The following is a 15,957-nucleotide window of genomic DNA, read 5'->3' as shown; positions in this document are numbered from 1 at the left end:
TCTCCTGCCGCGTCGCCTGCGGCCCGGCTTGCGTCGCAGCGGCTTAAGATGATTCCTGCCCGTCCGCGACGCTCGCCGATCCGGTCCGGAGATGCTGGCGATCGAGGGCAAGGGCGAGAAGGTTCGCGATGATTTCGACAAGGGTGCCGGGCTGCGGCGGCCGCTCTTCAGGATCGAATGCCAGCCCGATGACGGCGCGGTTTCCCGCCGATGTCAGCACGGGCCAGAAATCGAAGCGCGAGCCATTGAAGGGGTAAACGTCGGCGACCGAAACCGTGCCGGTCGTCAGCGACGACCGCGCCGCCTCGATATCGACCTCGCGGGGCTCGATCGCGCCGCGTCTCTCGACCAAGTCGCCCAGGGGCTCGGACATCAGCATCACGATGACCGGAACCTGGAAGAGGGTTTCGAGCGCATTGGCTGTACGGGAGAAAACCGCCCTGGGATCGCCGGCCGCGACGATGTCCCGGCTGTAGGACCGCACGATCCCGGCCTGCCGCCGCGCCAGAGCCGCATCGTCCGCCCTGCGGCGAGCGGTCGAGGCCACCGCGCTCGCGATCAGTCCGACGACGAAGAGCAGCCCGATCGCCCAGATATTGGCGGGGTCGTCGACACGCAGCGTGAAGCGCGGCTCGGTCAGGAAGAAGTTATAGGCCAGTGCCCCGAGGACCGCGGCGCAGAGCGAAGGCCCCAGGCCAAACGCCACCGCGGCGGTGATCACCGGGACGACAAAGACAAGCGACAGGTTGGGAATCGTCACCGCGTTGTCGAGCCCGACGGCCACCACGGTTGCGAAGACCGTCATCGCCACCGCGAGGACATAGCGAACCACGATCGGAGCCTTGAAGAGCTGCAAGGCCGTCAGCGTATCGGGGTCAGGCAGAAGCTCGAACTCGCCCGGAGACCTGAGGGTGCTCATGGCAATCTCCCTTATGCCGGTGGGCATGCCCACCATATGGTGTGCCGATCCTGCTGCTGCAGCCGGGCTCCCCGCCCTCGTCTCGATCATCCGACCGCGCATATCGCATCCAGGCCGATGATCGAACCTTATGCGTTCGCCTCGGCTTCCCCGAAAGCCGCAATCCACCTTTCGGGCCGATGCCTAATGCGGGGTCGTAAAATAGATCCGTGTCGCCAGGAGGCCGGCCAGCAGCAGCAGCAAGACAAGGGACTGCAACAGGTCACGCGCGACCCCGTCGAAGGGCCGATGGCGGCGGGCGGTGCGATAGACTGCCTCGCGTCGCCGCCTCAGGGATGCCTCATAGGTGACCATGCTCGCCTCCGTCATGCGATGGCGGATGATCGGCCTTCTCCCCGTAAGCTCGCTATGCGAGCTGTCATCCAGCGGCATAAAGCGGGCGTAAGGGGCTATCACCGGCCCGGTTCCTCCTGCCGAGGCAGGGCCGGGTCCCCGGCCCTGGATCATCGGACCGGATACCCTATCCAGTCCGATTACCTAACCCTTTGTCTTTGCATCGTCTTTCCCGAAAACTGCAATCCCGGGGGGCCGACGCTTTAGGCTGCGGAACGCTGGCTGGCCGCGCGGCCGCTCATCGGCCGGGGCAAATCGTCGAGCGCATATGTCAGGTCTTCGACGAGAGACGCGGCCGCCGTGACCAGGGGCAACCGACAGGCAGGGCTGATGCCGGGATGCTGGAGCGACAATGCCAGTTTGATGGCGACGGGGTCCGGCTCCCGCGCGGTGAGGCCGAGGAGCGGAACCAGACGGCGCTGCAGGATCTGCGCCTGCTCGAAGGAGCCGGTGCGGCACGCCTCCCTGATCCGGCCGAGCAGGCGCGGCGCAAGATTGCCGATGCTGGCGATCGCGCCGCAGCCACCCGAGGCGAGATAGGCGGGGATGGTGTCGCCGGCCCCCGTCAGGCGCATGAAATGCCGGCTGCAGCTGCGCATGATGCGGTCGCAGCGCGCAACATCACCGCGGCGCTCGAGGACCCCTACGATGGTCGGCGTCGCGGCCAGCTCGGCCAGCATCTCGGGCGCGAGCTCGACCGCGCAGCGATCGGGGTCATTGTCGAGAATCAGCGGCAAGGGGGTCGCCGCCGCAACCGACAGGATGTGCTGGACGATTCCGGCCTGGGTGGGCCTGTTGTAATAGGGCAGACGCAGCAGGATCGCATTGGCTCCCGCCGCGGTGGCGTTGCGGACATCTGCGATGCTCTGTGCCGTCGCATTCGATCCGGCCGCCGCGATGATGGGGTAGACCGGGCCGGCAGCAGCCCGCGCCAACCTGAGCAAGCGCATGCGTTCCTCGTCCGTCAGCGTGGAGCCTTCACCGCTGGCGGACCCGAGAACGATGCCGTCCGCACCCTCCTGGATCTGCCAATCGACCAGCCGCAGGAAGGCCGGTTCGTCCAGGCTATTGCCGCTGAAGGGCGTCACCAACGGGGTGAACATCCCGCGAAGCCAGTGATCCATCGGAAACCTCATCCTATCAGACCATCGATCGTGGCGCCTCGCCACGGACCATCGTCCCGGCGAACACGTCCCGTTCGGGAGGACGGTCAGGGGCGACCACCCTCACAGTCTCGGATGGTTCCGCGTAAGGATTCGATGCGGATCGGCATGGGCCTCACATAAGGGCTCCGCCTGCCAGGCAGCGTCCGCCGGGCTCTCGTCGACAAGCGGAAACCCTCCGACTTGCCAGGCGCAGAACGCCCTGCGGGTGGCTTATGAAGCGTTTATGGCGCGGCGTGCAGAAGCCCATCGCAAGCAGGATGACGCGCAATATTTGTCAGATGCATCCCGTGAAGGGATGCGCATCGACAGAATGCGTGCCGCCATGTTGAAGCTTACCCTCACACTCCTGGCCCGGCTCCACTCCCTCGCCAAACGTCTCGACGCTCATCTCACGCGCGGCGTCGAGCAGCATGGTCGCTTCCTGGCGGCCCTGGCGCCCCCCAATCCTGGTCGCGGTGCCGCGGAGCGCAGACCAGCCGCGCCCAGTCCTGGCCGAGCGCCGACCACTCGCGCCCGGAGCGGGGCTCGCTGAAACGCCCGGCCGGGCGGTCAGTCCCCCTGGAGCCAGACCGGATCGCGCATGCGCAGGCCAATCGCCTGTGCATGCCGTGAGACGCTCGAGGCGATGCGGTCCTGGATCGCCGCATCGGCCGCAATCGTCGGAAACGACAGGCACAGCCCCATGATCTCGTTGCGGCCGGGATCGGCAATGGCAGCGCCGATCGAGGAGATGCCCGGCGTGATCAGGCTCGACGAGCGGGCGATCCGGTCCTTGCGGATGGCGGCGAACTCGGCCCTGACCTCGTCATCGCTCATGCTGGCGCGGATGCCGAGCTTGCCCTGGGCGTCGAGCTGCGCCAGCGCCTGCGCGTCATCGAGGCGCGCCAGGATCGCCCGTCCGATGATCGAATCGAAGGCAGGCTTGCGCTCGGCGACCGAGCCGGTGTGCTGCAGCGCATAGGTGCCCTGCTGCGCGACAAGCAGCACGCGCTCGTGACCGGCAACGATGCCGGCATGGCCGGTGAAGCCGAACTCGCGAACGAGATCGTCGATAGCGACCCGCACCAGATCGAGCAGGTTGTGCCGCGCGAGATAGAGCGCGGCCAGATCCAGCGCCTTTCCGCCCACGACATAGCCCTGGTCGCGCTCTTCCCGCTCCAGAAGCCCGGCTTCGGAGAGCGTCTTCAGCAGCCGCGAGACCGAAGCCTTCGGCATGTCGAGTTCGCGGCAGACCTCGCCCACGCGCAACACGGGTCGCTCCTCACTGACAAGGGAGAGAATGCGCAGTCCATTTTCGAGCGAGCTCATTGATGTTCCATCAGAGATAACGGTGTTGACATATATGGGACGACTCAAGATACATAACAACAGCGGGCACGTGCTGCACAGCCGCGAACGAGAGACCGGAGCCAATGATGATCGGGACAGCCAAACCAGCCAAGGGGGAGATCACCCGCGGCCATGTCGAGCTTGGCTCGTATCCGGACGGAGCGATCTATTCGCCGGTCCTGATCGCCGAAGGTCGCAAGGATGGCCCGACCCTCTGGCTCCAGGCCTGCATTCATGGCCCGGAAGTGGTTGGCCCGCTTGCGATCCAGCGCTTCCTGAAAACGGTCGACCTCGGCGAGCTCTCCGGCCGTGTGGTCTGCCTGATGCTGGCCAATCCGCTCGGCTTCCGCGGCTACAACCGGCTGACGCCGCAGGACGGCTACAATCTCAACCGCGTCTTCCCCGGCGATCCGCGCGGACACCACACCTATCAGCTCGCCCACCGGCTGCTCGATCTGTCGCTGGCGCATTCCGATGCGATGCTGGACCTGCATTCGGGCGGCGATCTCACGATCACCTGCCACTACACGCTGTTCCACAACAACGGCACGCCCGAGGGCATCGAGTCGGAGCGGCTGGGCCGCGCCTGCGGCGCACCGAATGTCTGGAATTCGCTGGAGGAAGGCCTCTCGGGCTGCCATTTCACGCATTACACCAGGAGCGGCAAGCCATCGCTCATCGTGGAGAGTGGCGGCGGGGCCCGCGTGACGGCAGACGATCTCGATCGTCTCACCCTGGCGATTTTCAATGTCTGCAAGGCGCGCGGCATGTTGCCGGGCGCACCGATCCTGCCGCCCCAGTTCCGGCTCGGCGGCGACGCGATCCATCACAAGGCGATCAAGGGCGGCCTGTTCATTCCCAAGGTCGGGCCCGGCGACGACGTGGTGAAGGACCAGCATCTCGCCGATATCGTCGATCTCTTCGGTGATGTCGTGGAGGAGGTGCGCTGCCCGGTCGAGAAGGCCTGGGTCGGCTCGATCCGCCGCCCGCATATGCCGATTTACAATGGCGATCAGGTCTTCGAACTGGTCGGGACCAAGGGATATGATCCGGCCTGAGCCTTGCATTTGAACTCGGTAAGTCATGACCGGGTTCGGGTGCCCGGTCCAACAAACAGGGGATCGTGATGGGTACCAGCTCTTTTGACCGGCGCCAGCTTCTTGCAGCGCTCGCCGCCTCGACAACGCTGCCGTTTGCTTCGGGCCTCGCCCGGGCCCAGAGCTTCACCGGCCGCAAGCTGGTGAGCTCCGGCTTCGGCGGCTCGACCATGGACATCATCCAGTCGGCCGTCTTCACGCCCTTCGACAAGGCGACCGGCGCCGCCTCGACGCAGGTGCCGATGCAGTCGGCGGCAGCGCTGGCCCGCATGAAGGCCGAGGCGGGCAACCCGCAGATCGACCTATTCCAGTTCTCGGGCGGCCAGGAAGCCTTTGCCAAGAGCGAGGGCCTGAGTCAGCCGCTATCGGGCGTCTCCCGGCTGGCACAGATCCCGGCGGGGCTGAAGGATCCGGACGGCCATTGGGTGACCTGGGCCGTGATCGCGGAAGGCATCATCTACCGCAAGGATAAAATTCCAACACCGCCAACGAGCTACAAGGATTTCCTGAAGCCAGAATACAAGGGACACATCGCCTTTCCCGCGATCACCAACGGCTACGGCATCGATTTCCTGGTCATGCTTGCCAAGGCCTTTGGCGGCAGCGAGGACAATATCGAGCCGGGCTTCGAGGCGATGAAGCAGATCAAGGGCGAGACGATCTTCAAGGCGGCCTCCGACCTGCCGACGCTGTTCGGCCAGGGCGATATCTGGATCATGCCCTACGACACCGGCAACACGTTCAAACTGCAGCAGGCCGGCCTGCCGGTCGCTTTCGCGACGCCGAAGGAAGGCAGCCCGGCGGTTTTCATCACGGCCTGCGTCGCCAAGGGCGCCAAGAATGCCGATATCGCCAATGCGGCGATCGACGCGATGCTGAAGCCCGAGGCGCAAGTCGAAATCGCCCGGACGATGCGCTGGACCGCCTCCAACCCCGAGACCAAGCTGCCTGCCGATCTGACCGGCGAGGTCCCTTCGGTGGACAAGCTCGCGCAGCTCGACCGCGACAAGATCAACGCCAAGCGCGCCTCCTGGATCGAGCGCTGGAACCGGGAAATCGCACGGTGACGAAGCCGGAGACGAAAGGCGGCGGTGCGCGGTGGGCGCTGTTCGCACCCGCCCTCCTGTTTGCGCCCTGTGCCTTCGTCTATGCGGTCTTCTTCATCTGGCCGCAGGCGTCGCTGCTTGCGATCAGCGCGACCGATGCCGCCGGCCTCACGCTGGCGCACTACCAACGCTTTGCGGGGGATTCCTATTACTGGGAAATCCTCGGGCGCACGCTCGGGCTCGGCGCGGCCGTGACCGCGATCACGCTCGTGCTCGGCGTGCCCACCGCCTATCTGCTCGCCCGCGTGCAATCGCGCTGGGCGGGCTTTCTCCTGCTGCTCACGACCTTCCCGCTGCTGGTCAGCGCCGTGGTGCGCTCCTTCGGCTGGATGGTGCTGTTCTTCCGCGACGGGCTCCTCAGCCATGGCCTGATGGCACTCGGCTTCGCCGACAAGCCGGTGCAGACCATGTATACGATGGCCGGCGTCATCATCGCACTGGCGCAGGTGCTGCTGCCCCTGATGATCCTGACGCTGCATGGCGTCTTCAAGTCGATCGACCGCGATCTGGAATATGCCGCGATGAGCCTCGGCGCCCGGCCGATCGTCGCGCTTGGCCTCGTCACGCTGCGGCTTGCGAGCGGCGGCATCGTCGCAGGCTCGCTCCTGGTCTTCTCGCTCGCGATCAGCGCCTTCGCGACACCGAGCCTCGTCGGCGGCGCTCGCGCCAATGTCATGGCGACGGCGATCTACGAACAGGCGATCGAACTGCTCGACTGGCCCTTTGCCGCGGCGCTGGCGACCATCCTGCTGGTCACCGTGCTGGCCCTGTCCCTGGCTTATGGCGCCCTGCTCGAAGGCCGTGGCGAACGCGAGGCGGCACGATGACGATCTCCTTTCGCTCTCCGCTCGGCTTCGTGCTGCTGCTGCTGGCCGTACTCGCCTTCGTCTATCTGCTGCTGCCGATCCTCGTCGTTGTCGCAGCGCCGCTCGGCGATACCGGCTACCTCGCCTTCCCCCCCCGGGGATTGACGTTCAAATGGTACGCCGCCGCGCTGCATGACACGCGCTATCTCTCGGCGCTCGCCGTCAGCCTGCGCATTGCGCTCACGAGCGCGCTCATCGCCTGCACGATCGGTGTGGCGGCGGCCTATGGCCTGACCCGCTTCAGCTTTCCCGGCCGACGGCTGCTCGAAGCCATCTTTCTCTCCCCGCTCATCCTGCCGACCCTGGTGCTCGCCGTCGGGCTGACGCTGTTCTTCACGCGCACCGGCCTGCTCGTCGGTTCCTGGAAGCTCGTTGCCGCGCATGTGATCGTCTGCACGCCCTATGTGCTGCGCGTCTCGCTGCCCGTGCTGCGCCGCTTCGACCGCAGCCTGGAGGAGGCCGCGCGCAATCTCGGGGCCTCGCCGGTCATGGCCTTCTTCCTGGTCGTGCTGCCGGTGGTCCGGCCCGGCATCGTCGCCGGCACGGTTCTCGCCTTCATCACCTCCTTCGACGAGGTGGTGCTGGCGCTGTTCCTGGCCGAACCCGGGGCTCCGACGCTGCCGGTCATGATCTACTCGGCGGTCCAGCTCGGCTTCGAGCCCTCCGTTGCAGCGGTTTCGGGCCTGCTCGTCCTGGCGACGCTCGGCCTGATGATCCTCTATCACCTGCTGGGCACCTTCGGAGGCCGCCGGAACTGACCATGGACATCCAGCTTCAAAACCTGCGCAAGACCTATGGCTCGGCCGTCGCGGTCGCCGATATGAGCGCGCAGATCCCGCAAGGGCGCATGCTCGCCCTGCTCGGGCCCTCCGGCTGTGGCAAGACGACGACGCTACGGATGGTGGCGGGCTTCATCGCGCCGACATCCGGTTCGATCCGGGTCGGCGCAACCGACATCACGACCCTTCCCGCGCATAAGCGCGATACAGGCCTGGTGTTCCAGAGCTACGCCCTGTTCCCGCATCTGAGCGCGGCCGAGAACATCGCCTTCGGATTGCGCCGGCGCGGCGTGGCACGGGCCGAGCGCGAGCAGCGCGTCACCGCGATGCTGGACAAGCTGAAACTGTCGGGGCTCGCCGACCGGCTTCCGCGCCAGCTTTCGGGCGGCCAGCAGCAGCGTGTGGCGGTGGCGCGCGCGCTCGTCATCAATCCGTCGATCCTGCTTCTCGACGAGCCCTTCTCCAATCTCGACGCCAAGCTGCGCGAAAGCACGGGCCTCGAATTGTCGCGCCTGCAGCGCGAGTTCGGGCTGACCTCGATCTTCGTCACGCATGACCAGACCGAAGCCATGAGCATTGCCGACACGATCGCGGTGATGAAGGACGGCGAGCTGCAGCAGATCGGCTCGGCCAGCGAGATCTACGAACGACCGGCCAACCGCTTCGTCGCGGATTTCATCGGCAGGGCGAATTTCCTGGCCGGCCGGATCCTGCGCCGCGAGGGACAGGACGCGGTCGCCGAGCTTGCGGCCGGGCTCGAGATGCGGCTACTCGATCCCGGCGCGGCTGCCTTTCCCGGTGCCCAAGGCGAGGCGCTCCTGCGGCCGGAGGCGATCGCGCTTGCCGATCACGCTTCTCCGGGCAGCTTCAAGGCCACGGTCGAGCAGATTTCCTATCAGGGCGCAATCGCCAATCTGCATGCCCGGCTGGCCGACGGCAGCGCGATCGTCGCCAGCGTTCCGCCCGAGGATGCCAAGGGATTGGCGCCTGGCAAGCTGGTCGGCCTTGCCCCGAAACCGGCGGCGCTGATCTGGTTCGCGAAGAGCTGAACAGTCCGCCATCGCGCGCGGCTGGGCCTCGAAAGCAGCCCATCCGCGGACGAAGAGGAGGGGTCACCTGCAAGCGGCAACCCGACGCCGGGATGATCTCAGGTCTTGGTCAGCCCGAGAGCGATGGCGCAGGCTTTGGCGACATCGGAATCGGGCGACGCGCTGCCCGGCATCGTCGCCCATCCCCCCTTGGCGATGAAATCGCCCTGCTGCCATGAGCCGATCTTCTTCAGTTCGACAAGTTGCTCGGTCGCATTGGCCTGCTGCTGGAACCTGACCACGCAGATCGGCGAGAGCGCGGCGATCACGGCCGTGCTGGAACGCGCCGTAGCGTCACGCTCCGCCCTACCCTGCGTGACCCAGCCGCCCCAGCTGAAGCCGATAATTGCAAGCGCGACAGCTCCGCCGACGGCGCCCCAGGCGGCCGGTTTCAGTTCTGCTGGAATTTTCATGAGTTTTATCTTTCCCCATCGGAAGAAAAATCGTCCGATGACCGACAGTATCACCTTTTCAGGTCGCGCATTTTCTTTTCACTGCAGTGCCCTTCTATGCTGTTTTCGAAATTTACACTGAGGTCTCGTCGGATCACGGGTCAGCCCGCGCTCCTCGTCAGCGAGCACGCCGGACCAAGCGGGCGCTCAGCCAACCTCAGATCATCCTGATGCGGCCTCTCAACGTTCCGTGCTGCTTCGGCAATTTCGGCATCATCGACACCCATATTTCACGCATGACGAACGGGCATTGCTGAACAGGGAAAATTCCCTCTCAAGAATCTTGAATTTTCGTCGGAAAATTGTTGGAAACCAACTCGTTGCTCTTGGATTTATTTCGCAATGAAACTTATTGTTTACTTTTTCGATAATTCGTTTACTGTCTGATTGTCGATAATTTGTTGGCAGTTTTCTCCGCGTATCTATGCGCGCCTGACGAACCCCCTTCGAAAATCGTGGTGAACCCACCGGGCATTCGCTCGGTGGCCGAGAAGTATTGCCAGAAGGAGAGTTCGTAATGAGCACCGGCACAGTAAAATGGTTCAATTCCACCAAAGGCTTCGGCTTCATTCAGCCGGATGACGGCAGCCAGGACGTCTTCGTCCATATCTCCGCCATCGAACGCGCTGGTATGCGCGAGATCGTCGAAGGCCAGAAGCTCGGCTATGAAGCGGTCCGCGACGCCAAATCCGGCAAGATGGCCGCCGAGCAGCTGCAAGCCGCGTAATCGATATTCAGCCTCCCCGATAGCCACGGATGTACTGGTGTCGGTCATGAGGTTGGAAGGAAGGGCCAGGTTCAACGCCTGGCCTTTTTCATATCCGCCGGCCGGTGTGGACCGGCGCCCATCGGGAGAAGCCGCTGTCCGGGAAAACCAGAGTCCGCGTCCAGGCGGAAGCCGCATCCCTCAAGACGCAAACCCGATCCCTGTCGCGCAACCGCATCAGCGCAGAGACTGAGGCGGTCATTCGAGCACGCGACGCCAACACCGCCAGGCTCAAGGATCAACGGCTGAACAAGGAGGCGCTCGACCGCGCCGCGGCTGCGACCGCTCCTGGCATGCCGCTCCCATGACTGCGCCTTGGTGGCAGAGCGGCGTGATCTACCAGATCTATCCCCGCTCCTTTCAGGATGGGAATGGCGATGGCATGGGCGACCTCAGGGGCATTGGGCAACGGCTCGACTATCTCGCCGGCCTCGGGATCGACGCGATCTGGATCTCCCCGATCTATCCCTCGCCAATGGTCGATTTCGGCTATGACGTTGCCGATTACTGCGACATCGATCCGCGTTTCGGCACGCTCGCCGATTTTGACGCTCTGCTCGCCCAGGCCCATGCGCGCGGCATCAAGGTCCTGCTCGATTTCGTCCCGAACCACAGTTCCGACCGGCATCCCTGGTTCGTCGAGAGCCGTGCCTCGCGCGAAAATCCGAAACGCGACTGGTATCTCTGGCGCGATGCCGCCGCCAATGGCGGCCCGCCGAATAACTGGGTGAGCGATTTCGGTGGTCCGGCCTGGGAATGGGACGAGGCCACCGGCCAATATTACTACCACGCCTTCCTGAAGCAGCAGCCGGACCTCAACTGGCGCAATCCTGCCGTCCAGGCTGCGATGTATGACGTGATGCGCTTCTGGTTCGACCGTGGCGTGGACGGTTTCCGCATCGACGTGCTCTGGCACCTGATCAAGGCAGAGAGCTTCCCGGACAATCCGCCGAACGCGGCCTATCACCCCGGGCTCGGCGAGATGCACCGCGTGCTCCAGCTCCATTCGACCGACCAGGCGGAAGTCCATGCGATCGCCGCCGAGATGCGCGCGATTGCCGACGGCTACGGCGCGGCCGGGCGCGGTGAGCGCGTGCTGATCGGCGAGATCTATCTCCCGGTCGATCGCCTGATGCACTACTACGGTCGCGGCCGGCCGGAAATGCATCTGCCCTTCAACTTCCAGCTCGTCGAGGCCGCTTGGGAGGCGCGCGCGCTGGCCGCGCTCATCGCCACCTACGAGGCGGCTCTTCCGCCGGGCGGCTGGCCGAACTGGGTGCTCGGCAATCATGACCGGCCTCGCGTCGCCGCCAGGCTTGGACCGGCTCAAGCCCGCGTCGCGGCGATGCTGCTTCTAACGCTGCGGGGCACTCCGACGCTCTATTACGGCGACGAACTGGGCCTGAGCGATGTCCCGATCCGGCCCGAAGAGCTGCGCGACCCGCGCGGCTTGCGTGAACCCGGGCTCGGCCTGGGCCGGGACCCCGTCCGTACGCCGATGCCGTGGGATGGAAGCGCCCATGCCGGCTTCAGCGCGGTCCAGCCCTGGTTGCCACTCAATGCCGATTGGCCGACGCGGAATGTCGCTGTGATGATGACCGAGCCTGTCTCGGTCCTCCGGCTCTATCACCGGTTGCTGGCTCTCAGGCGTGCCCATCCGGCCTTGGCGATCGGAGATTTCGCGCTGCTGGAATCCGACGGCGATGTCCTGGCCTATGAGCGGCGCGAGGGCGCTCAGCGGCTGATCATCGCGCTCAATCTCGGCGGAGAGCCGCAGCGCCTGGCGTTACCCGGGGACGCGCCCGGTTGCCGTTTGCTGCTTTCGACGCTCGCCACAGCGCCCCTCATCGAGAACGATGTGCTGCTGCTCCGGCCAGACGAAGGCGTCATCCTTGCCGCCTGACCCAGAAGGAAAGGACGATCGCTTGCGTATCGCCATGCTGGCGCCAATCTCCTGGCGGACGCCGCCCCGTCATTATGGTCCATGGGAGCTGGTCACCAGCCTCCTGACCGAGGCCCTGCTGGAGCGCGGCGTCGATGTCACGCTCTTCGCCACCAGGGACAGCCGGACCTCCGGCACGCTCGCGGGTCTTTGCCCGGCGCCCTATTCCGAGGACCCTGCCATCGACGCCAAGGTCTGGGAGATGCTCCACGTCGCCCATGTTTTCGAGCGCGCAGGCGAGTTCGATCTCATCCACAATCAGGCGGATTTCGTGCCGCTCGCGTTCTCGAGGCTGGTCGAGACGCCGGTCGTGACGACGATCCACGGCTTCTCGTCGGACCGTATCCTGCCCGTCTTCAAAGCCTATGAGGATCGCGTCCATTATGTCGCGATCAGCGCTGCCGATCGCCATCCGGACCTGCGCTATGCCGCTGTGATTCATCACGGCATCCGGCTCGAGGACTTTCCCTTCGATCCCGACGGCAGCCCGGACCTGCTCTTCTTCGGCCGCATTCACCGGGACAAGGGCGCGGCCGAGGCGATCGCGACGGCACGCCGGGCCGAGCGGCGGCTGGTCATGGCCGGCATCGTCCAGGATGAGGGCTACCATGCGGCGCAGGTCGTTCCCGCACTCGACGATCGGTCGGTCGCCTATCTCGGCCCGGTTGGCGGGGCGCTCCGCACCAAAACCCTGGGCTCAGCGCGCGCTCTGCTTCACCTCATCAGCTTCGAGGAGCCTTTCGGATTATCCGTCGTCGAGGCGCTGGCCTGCGGCACCCCCGTCATCGCCTTCAACCGCGGCTCGATGCCGGAGCTGATCGAGCATGGCGTCACGGGCTTCCTTGTCGAGAGCGTCGATGAAGCCGTCGCGGCCGTCGCCCGCATCGGGGAGATCGATCGCGCAGCCTGCCGAGCGTCGGTCGTGGCGCGCTTTACGGTGGAGCGCATGGCCGACCGGTACTTGAGTTTGTACCGATCCCTCCTCGACCGCTAGCGCAGGATGAGGTGGCGCTGAAACAGATGGACCGCGGCGCGCGCCCTCACCCCCGCGCCTTGCGCCGTGCGTAATGGGCGCGCGCCTTCGCCCGGTTGCCGCAGCCCTCCATCGAGCACCATTGGCGCGACTGGTTGCGCGTTTCGTCCAGGAAGACCCAGCCGCAACTCGGATCGGCGCAGCGGCGCAGATGGTAGCGCCTGCGCGAAGCCGCCAGTTCGAGCACCGAGACCGCGACGGGCAGCAGTGGCAGGCGCAGATCCGGCGGCGATCCACTGGGTTGCCAGTGATGGATGCGGGCTTCGCCGGCCTCTGTGAGCCGCCCCACGCGCTCTATGTCACGCAGCAGTGCCTCTGCCTCGGCGGGCCGGGCCAGGCCTTCATGCGCGGGATCAAAGACCTGTTCGATCTCAAGGCGCAGCCGCAACGCCGCTTCATGGACCTGCTCCGCTGCCTGGGCTTGCGCGTGCGCCTCCGTCAGAAGCAGCGTGACGGAGTGCGCATCGATCAGCTCCAGCCCGGCGGCCCAATGCACCAACTCGGCATAATCGTGCAGGCGCTCGGCGCTTCGCTCCGGGTTTCCGCGCCAGGTCGTCGTATTGATGAAGTCGAGGCAAAGCGCTCCCCCCAGCGGTATCGGGGGATGAGTCGCATAGGAGCGCGGGTCGGTAGCGGGCGACATCAAACGAAGTTTCCCCTTGTTGCCGGACGATCTTGACAGCCGCGAGAGCCACGCGACAATACTAACCTTCTAATCGGTTAGAAAGAGCTGCCATGGCAACGGCTGCCCGACCGCCTTTCACCCTCGCCGGCTTCAGGCAGGGCTTCGTCCGTGCGCAGGCGCTGGCTCCCGGCGTGCTCCTCTACGGCGTCGTGTTCGGCATCCTCGCAACGGAGGCGCGGCTTTCCGTGCTCGAATCCGTCCTGACCAGTGTCTTCATCTATTCCGGCTCGGCGCAGATGGCTGCCCTTCAGGTCTGGCGGGACGGAGCGGAGCTGCTGCCGTTGTTCGCGGCAATCGTGCTGATGAACGCCCGCTACCTGCTCTATGGCGCGGCACTGCGTCCCTGGCTCGCAGGAGCGCCGCCGCTCGCGAGCTACGGAACCCTGTTCTTCCTCGGGGACGGCAACTGGGCGCTGGCGATGGCCGAGCATGATCAGGGCCAGGACGATGCGGCCTTCGTACTGGGGTCGGGAATCGCGATGTTCGCGCCCTGGATTCTTGGCACTTTGATCGGCCGCCTCAGCGGCGGCCTGATCGGCGACCCGGCGCGCTACGGCTTGGACTTCATGCTGATCGCCTTTTCGGCAGCCCTCCTCATCGGGATGTGGAAAGGCAAGGCCGATCTCGCACCCGTTCTTGCTGCCGGCCTTGCAGCCGTGATGCTCGCCCCCTTCGTCTCCAGCGGCTGGATCATCGTCGCCGGCGGGCTTGCCGCAGCCGCCGCAGGCGCCCTCACCCACCGCTCTCCGGCCCCGAGCGAGGCCATGCCGTGAACATCGACCAGCGCTTCGCCATTGCGCTCGTGGTGATGGGGGCGGCCTCCTATCTCTGCCGCGCCGGCGGCTTTTTCTTCATGCGGTTCGTCTCTCTGACGCCAAGGCGCGAAGCAGCGCTGCGGGCACTCCCCATCGGGGTCATGACGGGCATCGTGGCGCCGGTCGTGCTTCAGGGACGGATCCCGGAATGCGCAGGTCTCGCCGTTGCCATCCTGGTAATGACATGGCGCGGCAGCGATCTTGCGGCTGCGCTCGCTGGTGTCGCCGTCGTCGCGCTCCTGAGACAGATCCTCTAGCCGTCGTCCCGGCCCTCCGGCCCCCAGCCTTTCCCAGTTCCCGCAGCGTCAGATACAATCCCGGCATCAGGCCGTTCCCGACGCGGGAGGATTTGGTCCATGGTCATGTCTCGGCCACCGGCAAAGCTGCTGCTGCAGGCCGCCCCTGGCGATGGCCCCACGCCTGGCCCGAGCCCGGTCGCCCCAACCCTCTCCCCATGCCAGCCGAGCCGCCCAGAACCGTAAGGGACCGATCGATGGAACGCAGAGATCTGCTGAAGGCGATCGCGCTCGCCTCCTCCGCCGGCGCAGCCAGCGGGCTCACGCTGGCTGCGGAAGCCCAGGCCCCGGCGGGCAAGCGCGGCATCGGCACCAGGGACATCACGCCGCTCAGCCCGGATTACTTCATCCCCGACCGCTTCAAGGGCAAGACGCTCATCATCACCGGCTGCGCGCGCGGCATGGGCGCGCTCGCAGCGCTTCGCGCCGCCCGCGAAGGCGCCAATGTCGTCGGCGCCGACTGGCTGCAGGAACAGGGCACCGAGCACATGAACGCGATCGCGAAGGCGGGCGGCAACGCCGAATTCGTCTTCGGCGACATCTCCGACACCGAGACCTGCGAGCAGATGGTGAAGGTCGCGGTCGCTCGCTTCGGCCGGCTCGACCACGCCATCAACAATGCCGGCGTCATGGACGGCGTCTATTCCGGCGCCCCGATCGAATATGAGCGGCAGAAGCACCTGCTCTTCGCCCCCATCCACGAGGCCACCGACGCCTATTGGGACAATGTCATGCGCACCAATGCGACTGGCGTGTTCAAGTCGATGCGCGCCGAGCTCAAGCAGATGGTGAAGCAAAATCTCGGCGGCGCCATCGTCAATGTCGGCTCTGTCACTGCCCTCGCCGGCTTCGGCGGAAATCCGGCCTATGTCGCGAGCAAGCATGCGGTGACCGGCCTCACCCGCTCGGCCGCGATCGATTATGCCGCCTATGGCATCCGCATCAACTCGGTGAACATGGCGCAGACCGCAACCCCTATGGTCGAGCGCGCGCTGGAACTCGTGACCAGAAAGATGCAGGACACCGGCGGCGGACCGAGCATGAGCATGCTAAAGACCGACAGCCTGCTGCAGGCGGCCGATTCCCATAAACGCGACGCGACGCCAGCGGAACAGGTCGCCATCATGCTCTTCCTGCTCTCGGATGAGGCCTCCAACCTCACCGGTGGCACCTACGCGACCGATGGCGGCTGGACGACCTATTAGAGCGGGCAACGGCGGGCTTC

The 15,957-nt window shown here is 65.6% G+C and carries 18 protein-coding genes; 11 read left to right on the top strand and 7 right to left on the bottom strand.

The features are described from left to right. Positions 1-43: 43 nt before the first annotated feature. The 5 genes from AB4099_RS09055 to AB4099_RS09035 all read right to left on the bottom strand — a co-directional run bounded on the left by AB4099_RS09055 (position 44) and on the right by AB4099_RS09035 (position 3,786). Positions 44-919, bottom strand: a complete 876-nt coding sequence (locus AB4099_RS09055) for a DUF4118 domain-containing protein (RefSeq protein ID WP_113518810.1) — start codon at positions 917-919, stop codon at positions 44-46. 183 nt (positions 920-1,102) lie between these two features. Beyond that, positions 1,103-1,273, bottom strand: coding sequence for a hypothetical protein (locus AB4099_RS09050; protein WP_441477817.1), 171 nt, complete (start codon positions 1,271-1,273; stop codon positions 1,103-1,105). A 242-nt stretch (positions 1,274-1,515) separates the two neighbouring features. Continuing rightward, positions 1,516-2,436 (bottom strand): dihydrodipicolinate synthase family protein, encoded by a 921-nt coding sequence (locus AB4099_RS09045; protein ID WP_441477816.1) that lies wholly within the window; start codon positions 2,434-2,436, stop codon positions 1,516-1,518. Positions 2,437-2,752: 316 nt separating this feature from the next. Continuing rightward, on the bottom strand, positions 2,753-2,890 hold the full coding sequence (locus AB4099_RS09040) for a hypothetical protein (protein WP_441477815.1): 138 nt from the start codon (positions 2,888-2,890) through the stop codon (positions 2,753-2,755). Between the two features lie 137 nt (positions 2,891-3,027). Beyond that, positions 3,028-3,786, bottom strand: coding sequence for an IclR family transcriptional regulator (locus tag AB4099_RS09035; protein WP_113518813.1), 759 nt, complete (start codon positions 3,784-3,786; stop codon positions 3,028-3,030). Between the two features lie 107 nt (positions 3,787-3,893). On the opposite strand from AB4099_RS09035, the gene AB4099_RS09030 reads away from it, so the two are divergent. The 5 genes from AB4099_RS09030 (at position 3,894) to AB4099_RS09010 (ending at position 8,704) form a co-directional block, all read left to right on the top strand. Further along, positions 3,894-4,865, top strand: coding sequence for a succinylglutamate desuccinylase/aspartoacylase family protein (locus tag AB4099_RS09030; RefSeq protein WP_162768487.1), 972 nt, complete (start codon positions 3,894-3,896; stop codon positions 4,863-4,865). A gap of 68 nt (positions 4,866-4,933) precedes the next feature. Then, positions 4,934-5,971: an extracellular solute-binding protein gene (locus AB4099_RS09025; protein ID WP_441477814.1), complete on the top strand. Its 1,038-nt coding sequence runs from the start codon at positions 4,934-4,936 to the stop codon at positions 5,969-5,971. Next, a complete protein-coding gene (locus AB4099_RS09020; protein WP_162768488.1) occupies positions 5,968-6,837 on the top strand; it encodes an ABC transporter permease in 870 nt (289 codons plus the stop codon). Before AB4099_RS09025 ends, AB4099_RS09020 begins: the two co-directional genes overlap by 4 nt. Continuing rightward, entirely contained in the window at positions 6,834-7,634 is an 801-nt protein-coding gene (locus AB4099_RS09015; protein ID WP_441477813.1) for an ABC transporter permease, read from the top strand. The genes AB4099_RS09020 and AB4099_RS09015 overlap by 4 nt, the downstream gene beginning before the upstream one ends. Positions 7,635-7,636: 2 nt before the next feature. Next, on the top strand, positions 7,637-8,704 hold the full coding sequence (locus AB4099_RS09010; RefSeq protein ID WP_441477812.1) for an ABC transporter ATP-binding protein: 1,068 nt from the start codon (positions 7,637-7,639) through the stop codon (positions 8,702-8,704). Between the two features lie 98 nt (positions 8,705-8,802). On the opposite strand, the gene AB4099_RS09005 is transcribed toward AB4099_RS09010, so the two are convergent. Next, on the bottom strand, positions 8,803-9,156 hold the full coding sequence (locus tag AB4099_RS09005) for a hypothetical protein (RefSeq protein ID WP_441477811.1): 354 nt from the start codon (positions 9,154-9,156) through the stop codon (positions 8,803-8,805). A gap of 556 nt (positions 9,157-9,712) precedes the next feature. On the opposite strand from AB4099_RS09005, the gene AB4099_RS09000 reads away from it, so the two are divergent. The 3 genes from AB4099_RS09000 (at position 9,713) to AB4099_RS08990 (ending at position 12,897) form a co-directional block, all read left to right on the top strand. Then, entirely contained in the window at positions 9,713-9,922 is a 210-nt protein-coding gene (locus AB4099_RS09000) for a cold-shock protein (protein ID WP_113518820.1), read from the top strand. Between the two features lie 343 nt (positions 9,923-10,265). Beyond that, entirely contained in the window at positions 10,266-11,864 is a 1,599-nt protein-coding gene (locus AB4099_RS08995; protein WP_441477810.1) for an alpha-amylase family glycosyl hydrolase, read from the top strand. A gap of 22 nt (positions 11,865-11,886) precedes the next feature. Further along, complete coding sequence (locus AB4099_RS08990) at positions 11,887-12,897, top strand: glycosyltransferase family 4 protein (RefSeq protein ID WP_441477809.1); 1,011 nt, start codon at positions 11,887-11,889, stop codon at positions 12,895-12,897. 46 nt (positions 12,898-12,943) lie between these two features. Here the strand turns inward: AB4099_RS08990 and AB4099_RS08985 are convergent, their stop codons facing one another. Next, positions 12,944-13,579, bottom strand: a complete 636-nt coding sequence (locus AB4099_RS08985; RefSeq protein WP_441477808.1) for a CGNR zinc finger domain-containing protein — start codon at positions 13,577-13,579, stop codon at positions 12,944-12,946. A 92-nt stretch (positions 13,580-13,671) separates the two neighbouring features. Here AB4099_RS08985 and AB4099_RS08980 point away from each other — a divergent pair, with 92 nt between their 5' ends. From AB4099_RS08980 to AB4099_RS08970, 3 genes are all read left to right on the top strand, one after another. Then, positions 13,672-14,394 carry an AzlC family ABC transporter permease gene (locus AB4099_RS08980; protein ID WP_441477807.1) on the top strand — a complete coding sequence of 241 codons (723 nt, stop codon included), beginning with the start codon at positions 13,672-13,674 and terminating at the stop codon, positions 14,392-14,394. Then, on the top strand, positions 14,391-14,693 hold the full coding sequence (locus AB4099_RS08975; protein ID WP_441477806.1) for an AzlD family protein: 303 nt from the start codon (positions 14,391-14,393) through the stop codon (positions 14,691-14,693). Before AB4099_RS08980 ends, AB4099_RS08975 begins: the two co-directional genes overlap by 4 nt. A gap of 236 nt (positions 14,694-14,929) precedes the next feature. Then, positions 14,930-15,937, top strand: coding sequence for an SDR family NAD(P)-dependent oxidoreductase (locus AB4099_RS08970; protein ID WP_441477805.1), 1,008 nt, complete (start codon positions 14,930-14,932; stop codon positions 15,935-15,937). Positions 15,938-15,957 lie beyond the last annotated feature (20 nt).

Origin of the sequence: Allobosea sp. 2KB_26, assembly GCF_052115715.1 — a bacterium.
In the GTDB taxonomy this organism is placed as follows: domain Bacteria; phylum Pseudomonadota; class Alphaproteobacteria; order Rhizobiales; family Beijerinckiaceae; genus Allobosea.
Note: the sequence above shows the minus strand (reverse complement) of the source record. Positions and strands in the feature narration are given on the sequence as shown.

What these genes read in the sequence shown, in the direction of transcription:
- AB4099_RS09055 (WP_113518810.1), bottom strand. Translation starts at nt 919, where the DNA reads ATGAGCACCCTCAGGTCTCCGGGCGAGTTCGAGCTTCTGCCTGACCCC.
- AB4099_RS09050 (WP_441477817.1), bottom strand. Translation starts at nt 1,273, where the DNA reads ATGGTCACCTATGAGGCATCCCTGAGGCGGCGACGCGAGGCAGTCTAT.
- AB4099_RS09045 (WP_441477816.1), bottom strand. Translation starts at nt 2,436, where the DNA reads ATGGATCACTGGCTTCGCGGGATGTTCACCCCGTTGGTGACGCCCTTC.
- AB4099_RS09040 (WP_441477815.1), bottom strand. Translation starts at nt 2,890, where the DNA reads ATGCTGCTCGACGCCGCGCGTGAGATGAGCGTCGAGACGTTTGGCGAG.
- AB4099_RS09035 (WP_113518813.1), bottom strand. Translation starts at nt 3,786, where the DNA reads ATGAGCTCGCTCGAAAATGGACTGCGCATTCTCTCCCTTGTCAGTGAG.
- AB4099_RS09030 (WP_162768487.1), top strand. Translation starts at nt 3,894, where the DNA reads ATGATCGGGACAGCCAAACCAGCCAAGGGGGAGATCACCCGCGGCCAT.
- AB4099_RS09025 (WP_441477814.1), top strand. Translation starts at nt 4,934, where the DNA reads ATGGGTACCAGCTCTTTTGACCGGCGCCAGCTTCTTGCAGCGCTCGCC.
- AB4099_RS09015 (WP_441477813.1), top strand. Translation starts at nt 6,834, where the DNA reads ATGACGATCTCCTTTCGCTCTCCGCTCGGCTTCGTGCTGCTGCTGCTG.
- AB4099_RS09010 (WP_441477812.1), top strand. Translation starts at nt 7,637, where the DNA reads ATGGACATCCAGCTTCAAAACCTGCGCAAGACCTATGGCTCGGCCGTC.
- AB4099_RS09005 (WP_441477811.1), bottom strand. Translation starts at nt 9,156, where the DNA reads ATGAAAATTCCAGCAGAACTGAAACCGGCCGCCTGGGGCGCCGTCGGC.
- AB4099_RS09000 (WP_113518820.1), top strand. Translation starts at nt 9,713, where the DNA reads ATGAGCACCGGCACAGTAAAATGGTTCAATTCCACCAAAGGCTTCGGC.
- AB4099_RS08995 (WP_441477810.1), top strand. Translation starts at nt 10,266, where the DNA reads ATGACTGCGCCTTGGTGGCAGAGCGGCGTGATCTACCAGATCTATCCC.
- AB4099_RS08985 (WP_441477808.1), bottom strand. Translation starts at nt 13,579, where the DNA reads ATGTCGCCCGCTACCGACCCGCGCTCCTATGCGACTCATCCCCCGATA.
- AB4099_RS08980 (WP_441477807.1), top strand. Translation starts at nt 13,672, where the DNA reads ATGGCAACGGCTGCCCGACCGCCTTTCACCCTCGCCGGCTTCAGGCAG.
- AB4099_RS08970 (WP_441477805.1), top strand. Translation starts at nt 14,930, where the DNA reads ATGGAACGCAGAGATCTGCTGAAGGCGATCGCGCTCGCCTCCTCCGCC.